Below are 19,738 nucleotides of genomic sequence, written 5' to 3'. Positions count from 1 at the left end.
AAGTTCATAAAAAAGCGTCCGCAACTCATTCAAGTTACGGACGCTTTTATTTTGTATGTCTAATTGGTTTTCTTATGCTAAAACGGTTTTACCACGACTAGAATGACGATAATCACTAAGGCAAAGACAGGCACTTCATTGAACCAGCGCCAGAATTTATGCGTTTTATAATGTGGATTATCAATTAGCTTCTTACGATAAAAGCCGCAAGCACCATGATAGCCTGACAGTAGCACTACTAATAGCAATTTAACATGTAGCCAGCCTTGGGTTTTATAGACATCCCATCCCAGCCCTAACATCCATAGACCAAAGATCCATGTCGCTATCATCGATGGGGTCATGATACCGCGATATAGCTTGCGCTCCATAATGGCAAAGCGCTCATGGCTGATGCTATCGTCACTCATCGCATGATAGACAAACAGGCGCGGCAAATAGAATATCGCCGCAAACCAGCAGACCATCGAGATAATGTGTGCCGCTTTAATCCAGTTAAAATAATCTGCCATCATAGTTTCTCTTGCTTAGCTTATATTTTTTAGCGTGGGCTTAGTCTGCCAATACAACTTGTGTTTGATGACCATTCATCGCATCCATTACAGGCAGTACTTTAGGCGTTCTTGGTGCGGCAAACTGTTTGGTTAGGCCAAGCTCACGCATGAGTCTATCGTCGCCTGATTGACTTGCATTACCAGTGGTAAGAAGCTTATCACCATAAAAGAATGAGTTAGCGCCTGCCATAAATGCCAACGCTTGCTCAGAATCTGACAGGCTTTCGCGGCCAGCAGATAGACGCACGTAGCTAGTCGGGCAGCAAATACGGGCGACCGCAATAGTACGAATCCACTCAAGTACAGACAGTTGACCTTCGGCCAGTACTTTGTCCCCAATCGGTGTACCTGCAATAGGCACCAGTAAGTTGACTGGAATTGATTCAGGCGCTTTTGGCATTTTTAGCAGCTCAAGTACCCAATCGATACGGTCATCACGGCTTTCGCCCATACCAACGATATTACCACTACAGACATTAATGCCAGAGTTACGCACGTTTTCTATCGTGTCTAAGCGCTCATCATAGCTGCGCGTGCTAACGACTTGCTCATAGTAGCTGCGTGAAGTATCTAGGTTATGGTTGTAGTAATCCAACCCTGCATCGGCCAACTGTGTTGCCTGATTGGTATCGAGCATACCCAGCGTCATGCAAGTCTCAAGTCCCAGTGCTTTTACTTCTTTGATCAGCTCAACCACATAAGGCATGTCTTTGGCACTTGGATGTTTCCACGCGGCACCCATGCAGAAGCGTGATGAGCCACTGTTTTTGGCGCGTTTGGCCGCAGCGATGACTTTGTCAACTTCTATGCGCTTTTCTGCTTGTAGTTTGGTAGTGTCGCGATGATGACCAGACTGTGAGCAATAGCCGCAATCTTCAGGGCAGTTGCCCGTTTTGATAGAGAGTAGCGTGCTGATCTGTACTTCATTGGCAGTGAAATGCTTTCTATGGATGGTTTGTGCTTGTAACAGCAAGTCCATTAGAGGTAAGTCAAACAGTTGCGCAATTTCTTCACGGCTATACGTGGTAGCTACTTTACTATCGGTTTGAGTTGCGTCTGTAGCTAGACTGGCCAAAAAATCACTGTTGGTCGCATCTGGCTGAATAGCTAGATCAGTTGACTGGGTGGCGTCAGGTTCGGAGATGCTAAGCAATCCTGCCATAAGGTAAGTCCTTTTATAAGAATTAGAGGATATTAAATAAAACCAATGTTTTTATCTATTGTCATTTATAAGGTAACAAAAAAGGTTGCCGTATAGTATACCGCAACCTTTTTAGAAAATCAGAACACTGCTAGACAGTATGTATAATTGTCACAGTAGCGCACATAAATAGTAACTATACGTTTGGCTATTTAGTTCTATATCATCCATTCTACCAATGACTACCGCTCAGTGCACCATTCTTTTTATTTACCAAGTTTGTGCTTAGCAATACCAACCCAATGCTCAGCAAATTTCTGTGCTTTATAAGCGTAAGGTTTGGCTTTTTGGATATATGGTTTGCACTCTTCTGGGATAGCTGGAACGATATGCTTAGCAAGTTTGTTGAACCACATCATTAAGCTATAGTCGCCTTCGATGCTCAAGTTACCTTCTTGTACAGCAGTCATAAAAGCAGGCAAGCTACCTTTGGTTAGCAGTCTAACGCCAGTCATAGAGTCTTTGAAAGTGATGGTCAAATCGGCTTCTTTTGCATGGCCGCTTTGTTGACTGAACTGTCCATTATCAAAGCTAAAAGAACGGGCGATATCAGACTCAGTACTAGCAAACTCAATTGTAACTTGGCGATCAGCGAATAACGCTTTTACATCTTCGTTATCGCTATCAGCTAACATAGACAAACGATAGCCAACGACAGCCAATAAAGCATCTAATGGATCAGATTTGATATCTAATACAGGAACAGTAAACATAGCAGAACTCCTAAAGAAATGAGGCATAAAAATAAAGCGTACTTTATACCAGTTTTTATGACAAATATATAACTGGATTATAAACTATCACAGGGTGTCAACTCTTTAGGAGTTAAGTAGAGAGCGTTAAGTATCTTGTAACATTCAATGTCACTGACGTAAGTAAGGTATTGATATAGACAAGCAGAGGTATAAATAGGACGGTTTTAACGGAAACGTGGCTGATAGTTATCATCGTAGACAGGAGTGTGTTCGATATAGCGTGCGGCTTCTAGCTCACGTTGCTGACTAACTGTCTGACTCACGTCATCATAGCGCAATGCCCGATACAATACCCAAGCTGCCAACGGTAACCAACTGATGCCCATAGCGATGATATAGCGATGCCAGGATGATAGCTCCATCAACATAGGGCGATTGGCTAATATATTTTGAATCAACTCAACGGTAAACCAGTAAGCCATACCGCCAAACAGATATAGCAGTAGCCAACGATATGACGACAAGGCGAGCACCACCACTAAACTGGCTAGCAGTCCATAAGCAAGCCATGCCGCGCCGCTCCATGCCTCTACACCGATAAAAGAAAATATAGTCATTAACATCATTCATCTCGCTATTCATAAGGTGAATTCCAATGAGACTATTATGAGAGGTTATTGAGTAAAGCTGAAGAGGGTACAGGCGACTTTGCGACAACCGTTGACGTTTGGTTTTTTGGCTTGTTTTGCGATATTTGATGGCTAGGTTTTAGGCTAAGCGCCTTAAAGGTAGGCGCTTATTTTGAGGAATATGGAAATGGTTTTGCTAGTCTAGGAAGACGTTTATTAGCTAGAAAAGCAAAATAGTAAATAGGCTTGACAGTTTGCTCAATACTTAGACTCGATTGGTACGATTACCCCACCACGATAACAGCGAAACTAAAATAGCACCGAGTAGCATAAGTCCTACTGTGGTTGACCACTGTGCGCCAGTAGGGTATTGCCACGGCATGACATTATGGACGGCTTCAGTATTTAACGAGCCTAGCGCATCTACTTTCCATGGCCAGACTTTTATTAGAGAGCCTGTGATAAAGCCTGTCAGCAATGCCAAAGTAGCTTGGTAATAGTGTGAGAGTAGCCACTTAAGTGCGCGCGTGAATAGCAGTAGCCCAGTCGCCATACCCGCAATGACTGTGAAAATGGCACTCAGATTCATCGTATCGACTGCTTCTAATACCGCATCGTAAGCGCCTAGCAATAGCAAAATAAACGACCCTGATATCCCCGGTAGAATCATGGCACAAATCGCAATTGCCCCTGCAAAAAATAGATACGGTAGGCTAGGTGTGGTCGTGAGTAACGGCATACTACTGATAACCACAGCGGCAATAAGCCCAGTCGCAAACAGTGCGACACGTCCTATATTCCAGCGCTTAATTTCACTAAGTAAGATAAATACCGTTGCGACGACCAATCCAAAAAAGAATGACCAAATAAGCAATGGTTGATTGTCCAACAAATGCTTAATGATACCAGCTAAGGTCGCAAAGCTAGTGGCAATACCCAGTAGTAAACACAATAGAAATGTCGCATCAACATGGCGCCAAATCGCCGCGAATCCTTTGACGCCACCTTCTTTTCGAAAGATCGTCCAAAGATTGGGGCCGATACTACCAAGTGCGTTAATCAAGCGCTCATAAATCCCTGCAATCAGCGCAATAGTGCCACCAGAGACGCCAGGTACGATATCAGCTGCTCCCATGGCCATCCCTCTGACATAGATACCTACCAGCTGCTTTGGACTATCAGTACGTACAGGTACCGTATCTTGCTCTAATGGCGTTGGCGCTGACGGCTGAGTTGGCCGTGGAGATTGTGGTGCCGTCATGGGTATTCCTTTATCGTTTAAAAATAAGTGTTATCTAAAAATAAGTAGCATCTAAAAGTAAGTATTAGCTAAAAACAGGCGTTAGCTAAACATTAGTGTGCATAGCAGATTTTATTAATTATCATCACGTACTAAGGCATGTCTTCCATTTACTTAATAGGCATCTAACTGAACTAAAAATGGATAAATCTTGTCAGACATCATCAAATAGCTGGTTAATATATCGGTACTATCTACCTATCTACGCTATTTCTCTTGTTTAAGCCACGCTCTAAAGCATAAAAGCCAGATTAATGACAAAACATTAACCTAGCTTAGCGGATAATCTAGAATACTTAGCGATTACTCAGTAGGCGCCAGTGCTGGGTATCCAAGAGCGTACAGAGTACCTTCAAGCCCTGTCACGTTGATAGCGGCATCAGCACGTGCTTGAACGATTGGTTTGGCATGATAGGCCACACCAAGATCGGCCAGTGCCATCATCGGTAAGTCATTAGCACCGTCACCGACACAGACCACTTGTGACATCTCAATACCTAAGCGCTCAGCAGTATGCTCAACGATAGCAGCTTTTTTGGCACCGTTGACAATAGGCCACTGCACATGACCAGTGACTTCACCTTCTTCAATATCTAAAGCATTGGCATGTACTTCATCGATACCTAGCTGCTCAGCGATATAACGGGCAAAATAAGTAAAGCCGCCTGAAACTAGCACCGTATGATAGCCCAGTGCTTTTAGCGCACTAATTGTCGTGCGCGCACCCATCGATAATGTTAAGCGGCTACAAATATCATCCAGCACATCAGTAGAAGTGCCTTTTAGCAAAGCCACACGCTGAGCAAACGATTCATCAAAATCAATTTCACCGCGCATTGCGGCTTCAGTGATGGCTTCAACTTCTTCGCCAATCCCAGCCGTTTTTGCTAGCTCTACGATGACTTCTTGCTCGATCAAGGTTGAATCCATATCGAAGCAGGCAAGTTTGTGTGTCCGCAGCATATGACCAACAGACAGAATATGACAATCCACGACGTTTATGTTGCCTGTACTATCTGCACTGCGTGTATTGTTATACTCTTCAGTTAGGTCATGACGCAAGCGAGTGGTCAGCTGATCATCAATAATGTGAGCAGCTGCGGTTTTTTTGCCAGGGTGCATTAGTGTGTCAGTGACTGGCACTAACAGATAACGGTAGACCTGAGTATGGGTAAAGGGTAGGCGCTGTGCGTCTGCTGCTGTAGGCTCTGTATCAGACACCGTGATATTGACGAAGCTAGCGTCAGTATCTTCGGCAACGGTCACTAGATGCCAACTTGGCTGTTCATCGACCCAAGACTGAACGTACTGATGAATATCTAATGCAGATACCTGAGTCGGCAGTACTACAATGAGCGCAAAAACAGGTAGCGACTGTAGCGCATCAAAGTCTTGCAAATTGGTATCTTCGGGTAATAATGCCGCAATAGAATCAACGGCTTGTTGCCATGCTTTGCTGTCTTTTGGTAACGAATAAGATGTATTTTTTGGCATGGCTCAATTGTCCCTTGTATGCTCATATAAGATTAGGAATAATAACAGTTTTACTGGGCAGCGCCTATAGATGACGCGCAAAGTAACAATGATGCTAAAAAACAGATTTTATGGCGTAAGAAGCCATAGAAAATGCAATAAAGTTATTATGATAAATTTATAAAGCGCTCACGCTATAAGACTTATTATGGTGATATAGTAGATGAGATAAGCTGGCTGTTGATTGACGATGCTTTCTTACTAACGATGCCTTTGCAAAAGATAGCGAAGCTAGCAACAATATTGATGGTGTTGATAGTCGTTAATAATCAGTATCGCTTTACAACTATGTGCGCAGCACAGTTGGTGCGCATCACAATCGTTTAAAAATTAGCCAAAAAATGAGCAGTAGCCTCGTTTTTTAATTTCTTCTCTCCAAAAAAGTTTAACATATCATGACGTATTTAGCGCCGCGGCAAGGGTTGTTTGCCATTATTCTTCTGGTTAGTTTTTGTTTGCAGACGCTGTTATTGGTCATTAGTACTGACCAACAGCTGAGCAATAGTCGTGCGTTAAAAGGCGAGCAGATGGTCGCCCAGCTGATTGATGAAGCAAGGTTGTCTTTAGAAAATAAAGACCGTGTGAGTTTAAGCGTTATTGCCAACCGCTATACCAGCGAGCAAGACGTCACACGGATACTGATTAAGGACAACAACGATGATATCTTGGTACCAGTAGGCAATGCGCCAATGCAGCAAGGTGACACCATTCGTCAAATCGCCACCAATGGCGATGCAGTCATCGGTAGCGTGGCATTGACCCTAAAAGACGTCAGCAAAGGCGAGATTATCGCCATGCAGTGGCCGTTTGTCATCGGCACCATGCTACTACATTTATTGCTTTGGTTGATTTATGGTTACCTCGCTCGTCCAACCAAAGAGCAAATCAATGCATTAAGTCGAGATATCCAAGAGCTGTATCGTGACCAGTATAGACCAGTCGATCAACGCAGCTACGATCGTGAACTTGAGCGCCAGTCAACGGGTAAATCAGCTTCTCACACGTCAGACAGTCAAGTAGCGACTGATAATACGGCACACGCAGCAGATAATGAAGTGACTAATGCGCGTAAGTTTAATGTGCATAATGAAGTGAATGAGTATCTTAGAACCCAGCAAAACCGAGAGACAGGTAACGATACTGACAATCTAGCGAGTGAAGGTGGCAAAAGCGAAATAGCAGATACAGACGGTGTTGCTTCTCAAGCTGCCAGTCATACGTCTAAGCTATCTGCTACACGGTCTGTTGATAGCGTCAAAGTTCAAATCGTATTCCATGATGAGTTCAATATGCTCGAACGCCTTGCACCTGCGCAGCGTCTTCCGTATCTAGCACTCTGCACCCAGCTGCTCAATCAAGCCGTGACTGAGTTGCTAAGACAGCCATTGTTATTAGGCGTGAGTGCGATGAATGAAGCGCACTTCGAAGATAATGGCGCAAGTGTGGTACTAAAGGCTGATAATAGCCATGCAAAAGTAGCACTCGCAGGCGTAATGCTTGCCAAGCTTTATTTAATGCTCAACAAAATTATCCACGATAAGCATATTGAGCTGTCGCGTTTTGCCTTACCAGCAAAAGCAGGCGTGAGTGATGATGCGCAGTCAGAGCCAATGACTCACTTGCTCCAGAGTATCGGCAAAAAAGAGCAGCTATTAATACTATTGCCAAATGCCGGCCTCAAGCAAATCAGCAATCATGTACAAGTACATAACATCATGCGTCCAACCACTGTCTATGAGCGCGAGTGTGCGATATTTGATGGTGCTAACGACTCATTGATTCAGCGTTTGGCTGATGTGCGCAACGCAGTTCTAATGATTGAAGATGAGGACGAGCGACACATTTAATGCCGACTGTATTTGGTCATTTATATTACAATTGTCTGTTATATAGCCTACTGGACTATCTTAATCGTAGAGTTGAAATGTACCATATTGCGAAAAAGGATTGACAACATTCAATAGAGACTTTATAAGGCATATATATATTGATGTATTCTTAATACCCTTGCCTAAAAATGATAGGAGTTTGTCATGAGTGACGCTGATATTGACGACGATTTTGATGATGATTTTGTCGACGATGATGATGCAAAGATGGTTGAAGAAGCTGAGACGAGCGTACGTACACGTTTAAGTAGTCTTGAAAAACGTCGGCTAATCGATAATTTGCTAGAAGAAAAGCGTTTGGCTAAAGAGTTAAAAGATGACCTAGACGACATAGATAACTTCGATGAAGACGGCGATGATTGGGATGATGACGATTTTTAATTTGTCGGCATCAGTCGTTTCAGTGGACTAAAGTGCTTTAGTGGCTACTTTAATGACAGTGACTATTTTAGTGACTAAAATTACTCATTCCATCAAATTGGTTGCCTGCTATTTGCTACTTTTCTAATTTTCTAGGGTTGCTCGCAATCCGTTCATCTCGATAATACTTACCTGATAGAGGTTGCTTGAGTTTGATTAATTAAGCAGCCTTTAGTCTCTACTTAAGTACTCGTCCTCTTTCATTTAACCGATCGCCCACTGCGATTGATGACATCTATCTGCTAAGGAAAACCAAATTATGAGTAACCAACTAAGTTTTGATGAATTACTGGACTATTTGGACAATCAAGAAAGCCAGTTCGTGCTAGATAGTGTCGCAGCGCATGGTTTTTTGACAGCGACGGTTATCGGTCGTCCATTGCCTAACTGGATGGATGCCCTGTTCGAAGGTCATGTAAGTGAGATTCCAGAAAATGTCATCGATGGCATCAAACGCTGGCGCGATTCGATCATGGCTGAGCTAAAAAACGAGACGCCTATTGAATTACCGTTTGGTGAAGATGCTGGTAACGAAGAAGTGGCGGTTGATTTCTCTGACGAGTCAGACATCGTTGCTTGGTCAATCGGTTTTGTCGATGCCATGTATGGTGATGAAGCAAGCGACTGGTTTGAAGATCAAGAAACGGCAGAAGATGTCGCAGTATTGACCTTGCCAATGATCGTACTTAGCGGTATCGACGATGAAGATCCAGAGCTGTCTGAGATGCGTAAAGACGAAGACAAAATGGTACAGATGGCCAATAGCATCGAAGGCAATTTAACTGAGCTGTTCTTATTGTTCCATACCAACGATTAGTAATGCTAAGAAACAGCGCTGCTAACGGTGCTGTTTCTGTCTTGTTTTGTCTATGCTGTATCGCAGCGCTTTGATTTACTATATATTTTATAAGTCACCGATAAGGTCATCCTATGACTGTGCAACTCTCTAATCTTGAGCACTTACCTAATTATCAAATCACTGAACGCCTAGATGTAGTGTACGGCAGTACGGTACGCTCAAAGCACGTAGGTAAGGATCTGTTTGCTGGGTTAAAAAACATCGTTGGCGGTGAGCTGACGGCTTATACCGAGCTATTAGAAGAGTCACGTCAAGAAGCAATCGATCGTATGATTGTCAAAGCAGAGGCGCTCGGTGCTGATGCGGTGGTCGGTCTGCGTTTTTCGACTTCTAGTATTGCCCAAGGTGCGTCAGAGCTTTTTGTTTATGGTACAGCGGTCAAGGTTGCGCCGATATCACAGCAGCAGTATCAAAACCCACAAAGCGACGGTCACAACCATTCTAATCAAAATGTGAGTACTCAGACCCAAGTCGCACCCGATGATTTACCGCGTTTCAACCCTTTTGGTTAATCCTACAATACTAAAAGCTACAATACTAAAAACTACAATACCAAATCCTATAATGCTAAAAGCACCGATGCTTTTTATGATGAGAAACGTGCTATGAATGACTCACTCACGCAAGTGCTCATCAACTATGGGCCGTTTGTCTTCTTATTCGCGGCTGGCTGGTTCTTTGGGTCACGCCATGAGCGTCAGCATTTGGCACAGCTAACAGTAGCAGAGCAAGCATTGGGCGATATCACTGTCTCAAGCGAACGTCTATACCGTCCCAAGTTAGCAGCGGGTAGTGAAGGCGAGCTGGTACTTGGTAGTGTCGTCATCGCTCAAGATTATTTCAAAATGATTATCGCTCGCGTATTAAGTGTCTTTGGCAAAAACTTAACCACCTATGAGACTTTGCTAGATCGTGCACGCCGCGAAGCCATCGTTCGTATGCGGACTGAGGCAAAAGCCAAAGGCTACACGCATATCTACGGGTTACGTCTTGAGGTAACCAATGTCAACCAATTAGGCAGTATGGTCGAAGCCATCGCCTACGGTACGGCAGTGATTAGTATTGACCATATTAAACCTACATCTGCTATAAATCATAAAATCCCCGCTTAAATCATTTCTACGTTATTTTCAAGTGTAAAAACCTATAATTGACTGACGAGTAGTCAGAAAAATCAAAACCATACACTTTTACAACGATATACTGAATTTTACCGTTCCGTTATTATCTCGGTTCGTAATAACCAGTTTTATCAAAAATTGTCGGTTTAAAAAACACGACTGTATGGAAAAGTATCATATAAAGAGCTGACAACGTCGGTGGCTTTTACCCAAGATATCAGCAGGATTGGCTGATTGAGCATGACGAGGTTGTCATAAACCTGCCCATGTAAGGGCTCTATCTACAAGGATGTAGTTATGGAAGGTGTTGAGTTAGTCACGTTTATAAATGCAAAAGTCATTCCCATTAGTATCTTTTTGATTATGATGGGAATGGGATTGTCCTTAGTTACCAATGATTTTAAGAGAGTCGTCAAATACCCTAAAGCAGTCGCCATAGGCTTGACCAATCAGCTAATATTCTTACCGCTCGTAGGTTTTGCTTTGGCAACCTCCATGTCTCTCGCGCCAGAATATGCCGTTGGGGTTATGTTGCTGGTACTGTGTCCTGGTGGCACGACATCGAATCTATTTACCTATTTAGCCAAAGGTGACGTCGCACTTTCGGTCACCATGACCGCTATTGCCAGTGTCATTACCGTATTTACTATTCCTATCGTCCTTAGTTTTTCGCTCGTATACTTCATGGGTGCGGGTAGTGAGTTTCAGTTGCCAGTGGTCAAGACCATGATCAGCCTAATTGCTCTGACTATCTTACCCGTCAGTATTGGTATGTTGATCAAACGCTATGCGCCTAACGCGGCAGATAAGGGACAGGTGATGGTGTCTCGTTTTGGCGTGATATTCTTGAGCTTCTTGGTACTTTTCTTAAGCTATGTGCAACGAGACATCATCGTTGAAGCGTTAATCGCTACTGGCCCTGTGGCATTGATATTGAACGTATCGACGATGGCGCTTGGTTATTACACCAGTAAATGGTTCGGTCTAAATCCTGCGCAAAGACGCTCGATTACTATGGAAGTCGGCCTACAAAACAGTACGCTTTCAATGTTTATGGCACTGACGCTATTGGCTAACTATAAGATGTCGATGACGCCAGCCATTTATACGCTAATCATGTTCTTGACCGCAGGTATCATGGTCAGAGTATTTACTGCCCAGCACAATAAAGCCAAAAGAACCGAGATAGAAAACAGTGTATTGGCAGCACGTAGAATGTAAGAGGTTTAAGATAATCGTAGTAACGCACTGTTGCGCCAGTTGAGACAATACTTGGCAAAAAAATCAACAGTGTATGGTGCAATAAATTAAGCCCATAACCCGCTTTGTATAATGAAGCGTGTTATGGGCTTTTGCGTTTAATGCTCGTTTTAACTCAAATCAGTTTAACTCAAATCAGTTTAGCTCAAGTCTAAAATCTTCGTCTGTCCATTTTCGCTCTTGCCTCAGCGGCTTGTTCTTTCACTTTTTCAATTTCAAACAAGAACGTACGGTTTTTGAGTACCGCGACGAATACCACGCCGCCCACCGTATTACCCACCAATACCACGACTAAAAATACCAAGTAGCGCCAGAGACTGACGGTATTGCCATATAGTAATGCTGAAAATACCTCGATATTACCCACGATACTATGATGCAAGCCTAAAAACCCAATACTACCAGTGATAAGCGTCACCAGTACGATACGGCTAAGCGTATCTCGTGCAGAGGTTACTAGCCATGCAGCCACGCCCATCATCCAGCCTGCTAGCACCGCGCTACCAAAGATAACCCACCACTCAAAACCTAAGATATGCTCGGCATAGACATCGATAGCATGGTCTGTAAACAGATGCATATGTAGCCCCAGACCAATCATTAACGCTGCAAAGATACAGCCGCCAACGATATTACCAGCGATGACGATACCCCATAGCCGCAGGAGCTTGTGCAGCGGTTCAATTTTATTTAAGACAGGCAGGCTCAAGAGGGAAGTCTGCTCAGTGAATAATAACGACTGACCAATCACCACGATAATAAAGCCGATCGGATACAGCAGTGACGACAGCACCATGGCATAGCGACTTGGTATCACGTCATTAAGTAGGGCAAACGCTGATAAAATCATAAAAAAGCTGATGCCAATCTCTAGACCAGCCGTCAAGGCACTGGTAAATAACGAGCCAAGTGAACGCTCAAAGGTTTCTTTTGCGTGGATAACTTGCTCGACTAAAATGCTGGCGTAGCTTTTCGCTTGGCTTAGATTGTCATCACTGGCGACCTTTTTAATGGTTTCTTTGTCTTCGTCGCTAATTTCTTCTGGCAGGTCGTCATTTTCTAAGTCTTCGGTGGCTTTAATAGGTTCGTCTGCGTCACTATCTGAAGTTTCGTTTGCATGACTGTCTGTAGTGTCGTCTGCGTCATTATCTACCTCAATGTTTTTAGAAGAATCGCTGTTTGCTTCTAGCGTATGATTATTTTTAGGCATAGGAGGGGTGGTGTTCACGCTCAGACGCTCGCTGTCTGATAGATTAGCCTGAGAATCATGGTCATGCTCGGTATCTTGGGACACGGTTGGCTCGCTGGTTATAGGCTAATGATTTTGTTGCATAAGTAATCTCTATTATATTTCCCATTCTTTTGATTGCTGTTGTTAATTGATTAACAATTTGAGTAATAAATCGCCTTCAGTCTTTATAAATTGCCTTACCATCTAACAAAATCTGCCTATCTGCGTTAAAATCACTCTATTCATTATTTTCCTAATTTTTATATTCTATTTAATTCAATTAACTTTGATCACATTCAATCAATAAAAGATAATGCCATTATGAGTAACCACAACCTAACCGCCTCTATCCAAGCGGCACTAAATCAATTAGAAAACGCCTATAACCCTGCACAAGTCGAAGCAGGTATGTATCAAGGCTGGGAAGAAAGCGGTTATTTTCAGCCGACTTTTGACAAAGACGAGTCGTTCTCTATCGCGCTGCCACCGCCAAATGTCACAGGCTCGCTGCACATGGGACACGGTTTTAACAACGCTATTATGGATGCGCTCACCCGTTATCACCGCATGGATGGTGATAATACGCTGTGGCAACCAGGTACGGATCATGCCGGTATCGCAACCCAAATGGTTGTTGAGCGTCGTCTGGAAGCGCAAGGTATCAAGCGCCGTGATATGACGCGTGCAGACTTTATCGATAAAGTATGGGAATGGAAAGAAGAGTCGGGCGGCAATATCACCAGCCAAATTCGCCGTTTGGGCAGCTCGGTTGACTGGTCGCGTGAGCGCTTTACCATGGATGATGGTCTGTCCAATGCGGTAAAAGAAGTGTTCGTACGCCTGTTTGACGATGGACTTATCTATCGTGGTAAGCGTTTGGTCAACTGGGATCCTAAGTTCCAAACTGCGCTGTCTGATTTAGAAGTAGAAAATCATGATGAAAAAGGTAGCTTGTGGCATTTCCGCTATCATTTCACGGATGCAGAGCTAACCACTCAAGATGGTAAAAACTATCTGGTCGTTGCCACCACACGTCCTGAAACACTCCTTGGTGATACGGCTGTCGCAGTTAATCCTAGCGATGAGCGCTACGCACACTTGGTCGGCAAAACCATTACCTTGCCAATCACGGGCCGTGTCGTGCCTATCGTTGCTGATGATTATGTCGAAAAAGACTTCGGTACAGGTTGTGTCAAAATCACCCCAGCGCATGATTTTAACGATTACGAGCTGGGTCGTCGTCATAGCTTGCCATTGATTAATATCCTTGATGAGCGTGCCAATATCTTGCCAGCGATGGAAGTCTATCCTGATTTGCAGACACGTGAGCCTGAATTAGAGACTACGCCTAGTGAGTACGCAGGACTTGAGCGTTTTGCTGCGCGTAAATTCCTTGTAGAGCAAGCAGGCGAGCAAGGCTGGCTAGAAGATATCGAAGACTACGCACTTAAGGCTCCGCGTGCTGAGCGTGGCGGCACGATCGTTGAGCCATGGTTGACCGATCAGTGGTATGTCGCGGTCAAAGAGCTTGCCAAGCCTGCGATTGACGCAGTAGAAGACGGCAGCATTGAGTTCGTCCCTGCGCAGTACAAAAACATGTATATGGCGTGGATGACCGATCTACAAGATTGGTGCATCAGCCGTCAGTTGTGGTGGGGACATCGTATCCCTGCATGGTATGACGATGCGACAGGTGAAATATATGTCGCCCGTGACGAAGCTGAAGTACGCACTAAGTACAACCTAAGCGACGATGTAAAACTGCGCCAAGACGACGACGTACTCGATACGTGGTTCAGCTCTGGTCTATGGACATTCAGTACGCTTGACTGGGCAGACGTCAACGCCGATCCACGCGTGATGGACACCTTCCACCCGACCAGCGTATTGGTGACAGGTTTTGACATTATCTTCTTTTGGGTTGCCCGCATGATCATGATGACCATGCACTTCGTGAAAAACGAAGATGGCACGCCGCAAGTACCGTTTAAGACCGTCTATGTGCATGGTCTGGTACGTGATGGCAATGGTCAAAAAATGTCAAAATCAAAAGGTAATGTCTTAGATCCGATTGATCTAATCGACGGTATTGAGCTAGAAGCACTGGTAGAAAAACGCACCAGCAATATGATGAACCCAAAAGACACGGCCAAAATCGAAAAGCAAACGCGTAAAGAGTTCCCAGAAGGCATCCCAGCGTATGGTACGGATGCACTGCGCTTTACCTTTACCTCATTGGCCAGTACTGGCCGCGATATCAACTTTGATCTAAAGCGTGTCGAGGGCTATCGTAACTTCTGTAATAAAATCTGGAACGCCAGCCGTTTTGTACTGATGAACTGTGTCGATGGTGAAGGCAGTGCCAAGCCTATCGACCAAACGGCGAATCCTGACGTTTGGGAATTGCCAGAAAAGTGGATCATGAGCCGTTTGAACTCTAGCATCAAAGACATTCATCAACATTTCGCTCAGTATCGTCTCGATATGGTCAGCCAAGATATCTATGAGTTCATTTGGAACGAGTACTGTGACTGGTACGTTGAGCTTGCCAAAGCCAGCCTAAACGATGACTCGGTGTCTGACGAGCGTAAAGCGCAAATCCGCTATGTGCTGCTGCACGTGCTAGAGACTGCGCTACGTTTCACTCATCCAATCATGCCGTATCTGACTGAGCAAATCTGGCAGACCATCGCGCCGCTATTGGATCGTAAAAACACCGACAGCATCGTGATCGCTGACTATCCACAGACCGATGACAGCCAAATCAGTGAGCAGACCGAAGCGGATATGGTGTGGCTACAAGAGCTAATCGCGAGCGTCCGTAACATCCGTGGTGAGATGAAACTGGGTAACGCGGTACGTCTGCCAGTGCTACTACAAAACGTCTCTGCCGATGAAGAAGAGCGTCTATCTCGTATCAAAAACCAGTTCAAAGCGCTTGCCAAAGTCGAGAGCTTGGAGATTGTCAAAGAAGGCGATGAAGTGCCATTGTCATCATCAAGCATGGTCGGTCAGCTGCGTGTGCTCGTACCGATGAAAGGTCTGATCGATCCTACGGCTGAGCTGGCACGTCTGGGCAAAGCGCATGAAAAGCTACAAAAGCAAGCCGATGGTATCGCGCGTAAGCTAGGTAATGAAGGCTTTGTGAGTAAAGCACCTGCGGAAGTGGTCGATGCTGAGAAGGCAAAACTGGCTGAGCTAGAAGGGCAGCTGACGGCGATGACGGCGCAGATGGAGCAGTTAAAGGCGTTGTAAGAAAAGCAAAATGTTAAAAAGCATGGCCTCAGCATCGGAGTCCTTTAATAATGGGCAAATATGCGATGCATGAGGCGGTGTTCTTTAATGACTCAGCTCGGCGCTCGTCCCTCGCGTAAAAGCGAAACTCTTAGCTATCTATGCAAACTGATAGCTAAGAGTTTCTAGCTTCTTCAATGAGTGCTTACTGTAATTTTCTGAATTAGGGAAGTGGTTGCAATGGAATATGATAAATACATCGAATTATTTTCTGAGGCAAGTAATGTTAATATTGAGGATTTATTAGAACCTGATTTATATAGAAGAATTACACAAGATTTTGAGAGAAACTACTACAACTCAATTAAGAAAGACTTTATAGATAAAATGCTGTCTTTTACTCACAAAGGTGATATTAAGAATTATAGTTTTAGAGGATTAGAAAAGCAACTATTAAGACAATATTTGTGGACAGGATTGAGTTTACATAAAAAACAATATGACATATTTCATTTTATCTTTATACATCACGGTGTTCAAGATCATTACTCAGGAAATGATCATGATTGGATTAACGCTATAGCAATGGCCATCTATTTGTTTAATAAAGGTCATGGCTATGAATCAGATGAATTATTGATAAAAAATATCAACCCAGTAATTTATGAAAGCGTGATAGCTTGTAAGTTTTTTGGAAGTAAAGGTTTTAATATTTCAGTTAAAAAAGGAGTTATTAAAAATAATAATATTTCTACTATTTTTGACTATTTAGAAGTGAAGGCTAAAATGTTGGGAGGGGTTACGTATAGTTCGTTTGTAAGCGAATTGATTAAACCAATATACAATAAAAATAGCAATCTATATGAGTTTAGCCCATCGATAACAATTAACTATCAGGATAATAGTTTAAATACTCCTTATCCATATGGTTTAATTTATCAGTTATCTCTTAAATATATCGATTTAGCACCAGAGTATGCAACAGTTGATGAAATAAATATTGCTTATAAAGAGTTCTTAAGTTGTGCTAAAAAATATGTATCATTATTTGAGCTTCATGGAGCCAGTCATGATTTCGAAATGATGTTAATGAAAGATACGGATAATTTACTTGATAAAGTTACAGATATAGTTCAGCAAGATAGTATATATAAAATTGAACAGTATGTACCTGAAGATATTTTTAACTTTGTAAAATATATAGCTTCTAAGTTTGAGGATGAAGTAAGCTTGCGAGAGGTAGTTCAGAGTTTTTATAGTGTAGTCGATTTAATCAGGTTGAAAAGTAATTCAAATATAACTAGCTTCTCAAAAAGTATATTAGATAGCTCAATAAGTGAAGATTTTCTACAAAGATTTACATTTAATGGAATAAATAAAAAATTCAATAATATCGATGATTTTGATGTAGTTGACTTTAATGAACATATTTTAGTTAATATTGATGACGTGTATCATATTGTACACCCACAATTCTCTGTAATTTCCTTATATAGAATATTATATAAACTGATTGAATATAATATGAGTGATGCTAGTAACTTAAGCTCTTTAATAGGTGACTATATAGAGGATTACCTTGAGCTTAAGATGCAAGAGAAACAGTTTAATGCTATATATGGTAGAAGCTATAGAGTTTATAAGCCACAACAGAACAAGTTAAATATAAAGTCCCAAGAATTAGAATGTGATATTTTATTACAATCAGATAATTATATTATTTTTATGGAACTTAAAAAGAAAGAGCTAACTAAAATTTCAAAGAAAGGCAATATATTTAGTTTGCTGAATGATTTAAGTTTTAGTTTGCTAGACTCAAGCTATCAAGCTAACAAGCATATGAGATATATATTAGAATTTAAAGAAATAAAATTTTATAAAGTTAACAATGATAACAAGCCTGAGATTGCTATTAATTTAAACGATAGAGAGATATTAAAAATATCGATTTCGTCTTTAGATTATCTGTCTTTACATTCAAAAGATGTTTTTCAAAAATTCATAAGACTGCTTTACAATAAAGAAATAGTTGTATCTAATGAACATTCTATAGAGGAATGTGCCTCAATACAAAATTTTAACGAATCGAACCATAAACTTAGTAAGGAGCTATATAATGAACATTCCAAATACCAATTGGAAGAAGTGCTAGGTTTCTATAATTCTTATTTCTTAAATGTATTCCATATAATTTTTATGATTAATAGAAGTGACAACTCTGAACAGTTCATTGATTTGCTATTAAAGAGCAGAACTTTCATAACACCTTATAGAGATTTCTATCATGAATTAATGTATCGAAATTCCATAAGCGAAATTCCATAAGCGAAAAATCATAATTTAGGTAAGAATTGCTCTAATTAATGGAAAGAAAGTAATGTTAAGATTGCTCCAATTCTCGCTGTTAAAGGACTAATACGCTACCGTAAGGAACACCATGAACTATCTCACCGTCGGACAACGCGCGCCTTTAAGCAATCTTGCTATTGATGACAGCGCACCAATCACGCTTAAGTTCACCCGTCAAAGTTCAATAGAAATGGACATCAGCTGCTTTGCCTTAGACGCAGCGGGCAAATTGATCAATGATGATTACATGGTATTTTATAATCAGCCGACCTCACCGTGCGGGCAAATCAAGCTCACCCATTACGAGTCGCAGCCAACGGCGAATAAAGGCATCCAAGCCGAGTTTGAAGTGAATTTATCCAAACTGGCGACTAATATAGACAGCTTGTTTTTTGTGTTATCAGCTGACACGCCGCTCAATCAAATTCAATCGTTAGAGATTGGCATTTGGCAGCAGTCGCAAAAAGCGCAGGCAGAATATCAAGCAGCAGACTTTGCCCAGCAGCAAGCCAGTATGCTGATGCAGCTGTATCGTAAGGGTGGCGTTTGGCGAGTATCCAACGTCGCACAAGGCTTTAATGGTGGACTTGCCGCCATCGTGCAGCATTTCGGTGGTGACGTAGAAGAGAGTAGCTCGACAGTAGAAGCCACCGTAGCACCAGTGCAAGCAAAACCTTCGTTAGAGAAGGTCATGCTAGACAAAGCGCCAAAACTGGTCAATCTGGCCAAAAAAGCCACGATATCGCTTGAGAAGCGCCAATTGCAGCAATTAACGGCAAAGGTGGCGTTAGTGTTAGACGCCTCAGGCTCAATGAACAGACAGTACAAAAAAGGCCGCGTGCAAGAGGTAGTCAACCGCATATTGCCATTGGCAGTGAGCTTCGATGACGACCAAGCACTAGACTGCTGGGCGTTTGCCCGGGATCCGCAGTATTTGGGTGAGATTGGGCTGAGCAACTACGATGGTTTCATTAACAACGCTCATGGCGGCTGGCGCAAATGGGCACTTGGCCCGCGCATCAACAATGAAGCAGAAGTCATGAAAGCCGTGACGGAGTTTTATCAAAAGGACGGCTTAGATGTGCCTGTCTATGTGCTATTTATCAGTGATGGCGGGGTAAATGACAATCGCGGTATCACGAGAGTCATGACGGAAGCGGCGAAACTACCGATATTTTGGCAGTTTGTGGGCTTGGGTGGTCGTGGTTATGGCATCCTCAAAAAACTAGACGATATGGCAGGGCGCGTGATTGATAATTGCGACTTTTTTGAACTCGATGACTTGGATGACATTAGCGAAGAAGCCTTGTATGAAAACATGCTAGAAGAGTTCCCAATGTGGCTAAAAGAAGCCAAGCAACTTGGTATAGTCACTCCACTATAAAAGTATTACTGCGCTAACTTCACTATTCGATTACAGCTAAATAAAAAACCGCCATAGCAAATACTATGGCGGTTTTTTA

Annotated in this window: 16 protein-coding genes; 9 read left to right on the top strand and 7 right to left on the bottom strand. The window is 42.7% G+C overall.

From position 1 onward, the window contains the following. Positions 1–77 precede the first annotated feature (77 nt). From hemJ to serB, 6 genes are all read right to left on the bottom strand, one after another. Positions 78–512, bottom strand: a complete 435-nt coding sequence (gene hemJ, locus JMX91_RS06180) for a protoporphyrinogen oxidase HemJ (RefSeq protein ID WP_057762639.1) — start codon at positions 510–512, stop codon at positions 78–80. A gap of 40 nt (positions 513–552) precedes the next feature. Beyond that, positions 553–1,716, bottom strand: coding sequence for a biotin synthase BioB (gene bioB, locus JMX91_RS06175; protein ID WP_201548130.1), 1,164 nt, complete (start codon positions 1,714–1,716; stop codon positions 553–555). Positions 1,717–1,961: 245 nt separating this feature from the next. After that, a complete protein-coding gene (locus tag JMX91_RS06170) occupies positions 1,962–2,468 on the bottom strand; it encodes an SCP2 sterol-binding domain-containing protein (RefSeq protein ID WP_102090478.1) in 507 nt (168 codons plus the stop codon). 206 nt (positions 2,469–2,674) lie between these two features. Next, positions 2,675–3,067, bottom strand: coding sequence for an AciT family ciprofloxacin tolerance protein (gene aciT / locus JMX91_RS06165; RefSeq protein WP_227679300.1), 393 nt, complete (start codon positions 3,065–3,067; stop codon positions 2,675–2,677). Positions 3,068–3,344: 277 nt separating this feature from the next. Continuing rightward, complete coding sequence (locus tag JMX91_RS06160; RefSeq protein ID WP_201548129.1) at positions 3,345–4,340, bottom strand: DUF368 domain-containing protein; 996 nt, start codon at positions 4,338–4,340, stop codon at positions 3,345–3,347. A 342-nt stretch (positions 4,341–4,682) separates the two neighbouring features. After that, positions 4,683–5,873 (bottom strand): phosphoserine phosphatase SerB, encoded by a 1,191-nt coding sequence (gene serB / locus JMX91_RS06155; protein WP_201548128.1) that lies wholly within the window; start codon positions 5,871–5,873, stop codon positions 4,683–4,685. 434 nt (positions 5,874–6,307) lie between these two features. Here serB and JMX91_RS06150 point away from each other — a divergent pair, with 434 nt between their 5' ends. From JMX91_RS06150 to JMX91_RS06125, 6 genes are all read left to right on the top strand, one after another. Beyond that, complete coding sequence (locus tag JMX91_RS06150) at positions 6,308–7,759, top strand: hypothetical protein (protein ID WP_201548127.1); 1,452 nt, start codon at positions 6,308–6,310, stop codon at positions 7,757–7,759. Between the two features lie 186 nt (positions 7,760–7,945). Next, positions 7,946–8,182: a PA3496 family putative envelope integrity protein gene (locus JMX91_RS06145; RefSeq protein ID WP_057761656.1), complete on the top strand. Its 237-nt coding sequence runs from the start codon at positions 7,946–7,948 to the stop codon at positions 8,180–8,182. 298 nt (positions 8,183–8,480) lie between these two features. Further along, the gene (locus JMX91_RS06140) at positions 8,481–9,038 is read left to right on the top strand and encodes a YecA family protein (RefSeq protein ID WP_057761653.1); all 558 of its coding nucleotides are present in this window, start codon (positions 8,481–8,483) and stop codon (positions 9,036–9,038) included. Positions 9,039–9,151: 113 nt separating this feature from the next. Beyond that, the gene (locus JMX91_RS06135) at positions 9,152–9,592 is read left to right on the top strand and encodes a YbjQ family protein (RefSeq protein ID WP_227679299.1); all 441 of its coding nucleotides are present in this window, start codon (positions 9,152–9,154) and stop codon (positions 9,590–9,592) included. A gap of 93 nt (positions 9,593–9,685) precedes the next feature. Beyond that, on the top strand, positions 9,686–10,192 hold the full coding sequence (locus JMX91_RS06130; RefSeq protein WP_201548126.1) for a YbjQ family protein: 507 nt from the start codon (positions 9,686–9,688) through the stop codon (positions 10,190–10,192). Between the two features lie 306 nt (positions 10,193–10,498). Then, entirely contained in the window at positions 10,499–11,422 is a 924-nt protein-coding gene (locus tag JMX91_RS06125; RefSeq protein WP_201548125.1) for a bile acid:sodium symporter family protein, read from the top strand. 190 nt (positions 11,423–11,612) lie between these two features. Here the strand turns inward: JMX91_RS06125 and JMX91_RS06120 are convergent, their stop codons facing one another. Then, complete coding sequence (locus JMX91_RS06120) at positions 11,613–12,755, bottom strand: formate/nitrite transporter family protein (protein ID WP_201548124.1); 1,143 nt, start codon at positions 12,753–12,755, stop codon at positions 11,613–11,615. A gap of 258 nt (positions 12,756–13,013) precedes the next feature. On the opposite strand from JMX91_RS06120, the gene JMX91_RS06115 reads away from it, so the two are divergent. From JMX91_RS06115 to JMX91_RS06105, 3 genes are all read left to right on the top strand, one after another. Continuing rightward, positions 13,014–15,947: a valine--tRNA ligase gene (locus tag JMX91_RS06115; protein ID WP_201548123.1), complete on the top strand. Its 2,934-nt coding sequence runs from the start codon at positions 13,014–13,016 to the stop codon at positions 15,945–15,947. 219 nt (positions 15,948–16,166) lie between these two features. After that, positions 16,167–18,251 carry a hypothetical protein gene (locus tag JMX91_RS06110; protein WP_201548122.1) on the top strand — a complete coding sequence of 695 codons (2,085 nt, stop codon included), beginning with the start codon at positions 16,167–16,169 and terminating at the stop codon, positions 18,249–18,251. Between the two features lie 112 nt (positions 18,252–18,363). Next, complete coding sequence (locus JMX91_RS06105) at positions 18,364–19,659, top strand: VWA domain-containing protein (RefSeq protein ID WP_201548121.1); 1,296 nt, start codon at positions 18,364–18,366, stop codon at positions 19,657–19,659. Positions 19,660–19,738 lie beyond the last annotated feature (79 nt).

This window comes from Psychrobacter sp. Pi2-1, assembly GCF_904846645.1.
GTDB lineage: Bacteria > Pseudomonadota > Gammaproteobacteria > Pseudomonadales > Moraxellaceae > Psychrobacter.
The sequence above is the reverse complement of the archived record's forward strand: the minus strand, read 5'-3'. Positions and strand labels throughout refer to the sequence as shown.

Bases quoted from the DNA above. Each gene is read 5' to 3' on its own strand.
- JMX91_RS06150 (WP_201548127.1), top strand. From the start codon at position 6,308: ATGACGTATTTAGCGCCGCGGCAAGGGTTGTTTGCCATTATTCTTCTG.
- aciT (WP_227679300.1), bottom strand. From the start codon at position 3,067: ATGACTATATTTTCTTTTATCGGTGTAGAGGCATGGAGCGGCGCGGCA.
- JMX91_RS06130 (WP_201548126.1), top strand. From the start codon at position 9,686: ATGAATGACTCACTCACGCAAGTGCTCATCAACTATGGGCCGTTTGTC.
- JMX91_RS06135 (WP_227679299.1), top strand. From the start codon at position 9,152: ATGACTGTGCAACTCTCTAATCTTGAGCACTTACCTAATTATCAAATC.
- JMX91_RS06145 (WP_057761656.1), top strand. From the start codon at position 7,946: ATGAGTGACGCTGATATTGACGACGATTTTGATGATGATTTTGTCGAC.
- JMX91_RS06105 (WP_201548121.1), top strand. From the start codon at position 18,364: ATGAACTATCTCACCGTCGGACAACGCGCGCCTTTAAGCAATCTTGCT.
- JMX91_RS06125 (WP_201548125.1), top strand. From the start codon at position 10,499: ATGGAAGGTGTTGAGTTAGTCACGTTTATAAATGCAAAAGTCATTCCC.
- JMX91_RS06170 (WP_102090478.1), bottom strand. From the start codon at position 2,468: ATGTTTACTGTTCCTGTATTAGATATCAAATCTGATCCATTAGATGCT.
- JMX91_RS06140 (WP_057761653.1), top strand. From the start codon at position 8,481: ATGAGTAACCAACTAAGTTTTGATGAATTACTGGACTATTTGGACAAT.
- JMX91_RS06160 (WP_201548129.1), bottom strand. From the start codon at position 4,340: ATGACGGCACCACAATCTCCACGGCCAACTCAGCCGTCAGCGCCAACG.
- JMX91_RS06110 (WP_201548122.1), top strand. From the start codon at position 16,167: ATGGAATATGATAAATACATCGAATTATTTTCTGAGGCAAGTAATGTT.
- serB (WP_201548128.1), bottom strand. From the start codon at position 5,873: ATGCCAAAAAATACATCTTATTCGTTACCAAAAGACAGCAAAGCATGG.
- hemJ (WP_057762639.1), bottom strand. From the start codon at position 512: ATGGCAGATTATTTTAACTGGATTAAAGCGGCACACATTATCTCGATG.
- bioB (WP_201548130.1), bottom strand. From the start codon at position 1,716: ATGGCAGGATTGCTTAGCATCTCCGAACCTGACGCCACCCAGTCAACT.
- JMX91_RS06115 (WP_201548123.1), top strand. From the start codon at position 13,014: ATGAGTAACCACAACCTAACCGCCTCTATCCAAGCGGCACTAAATCAA.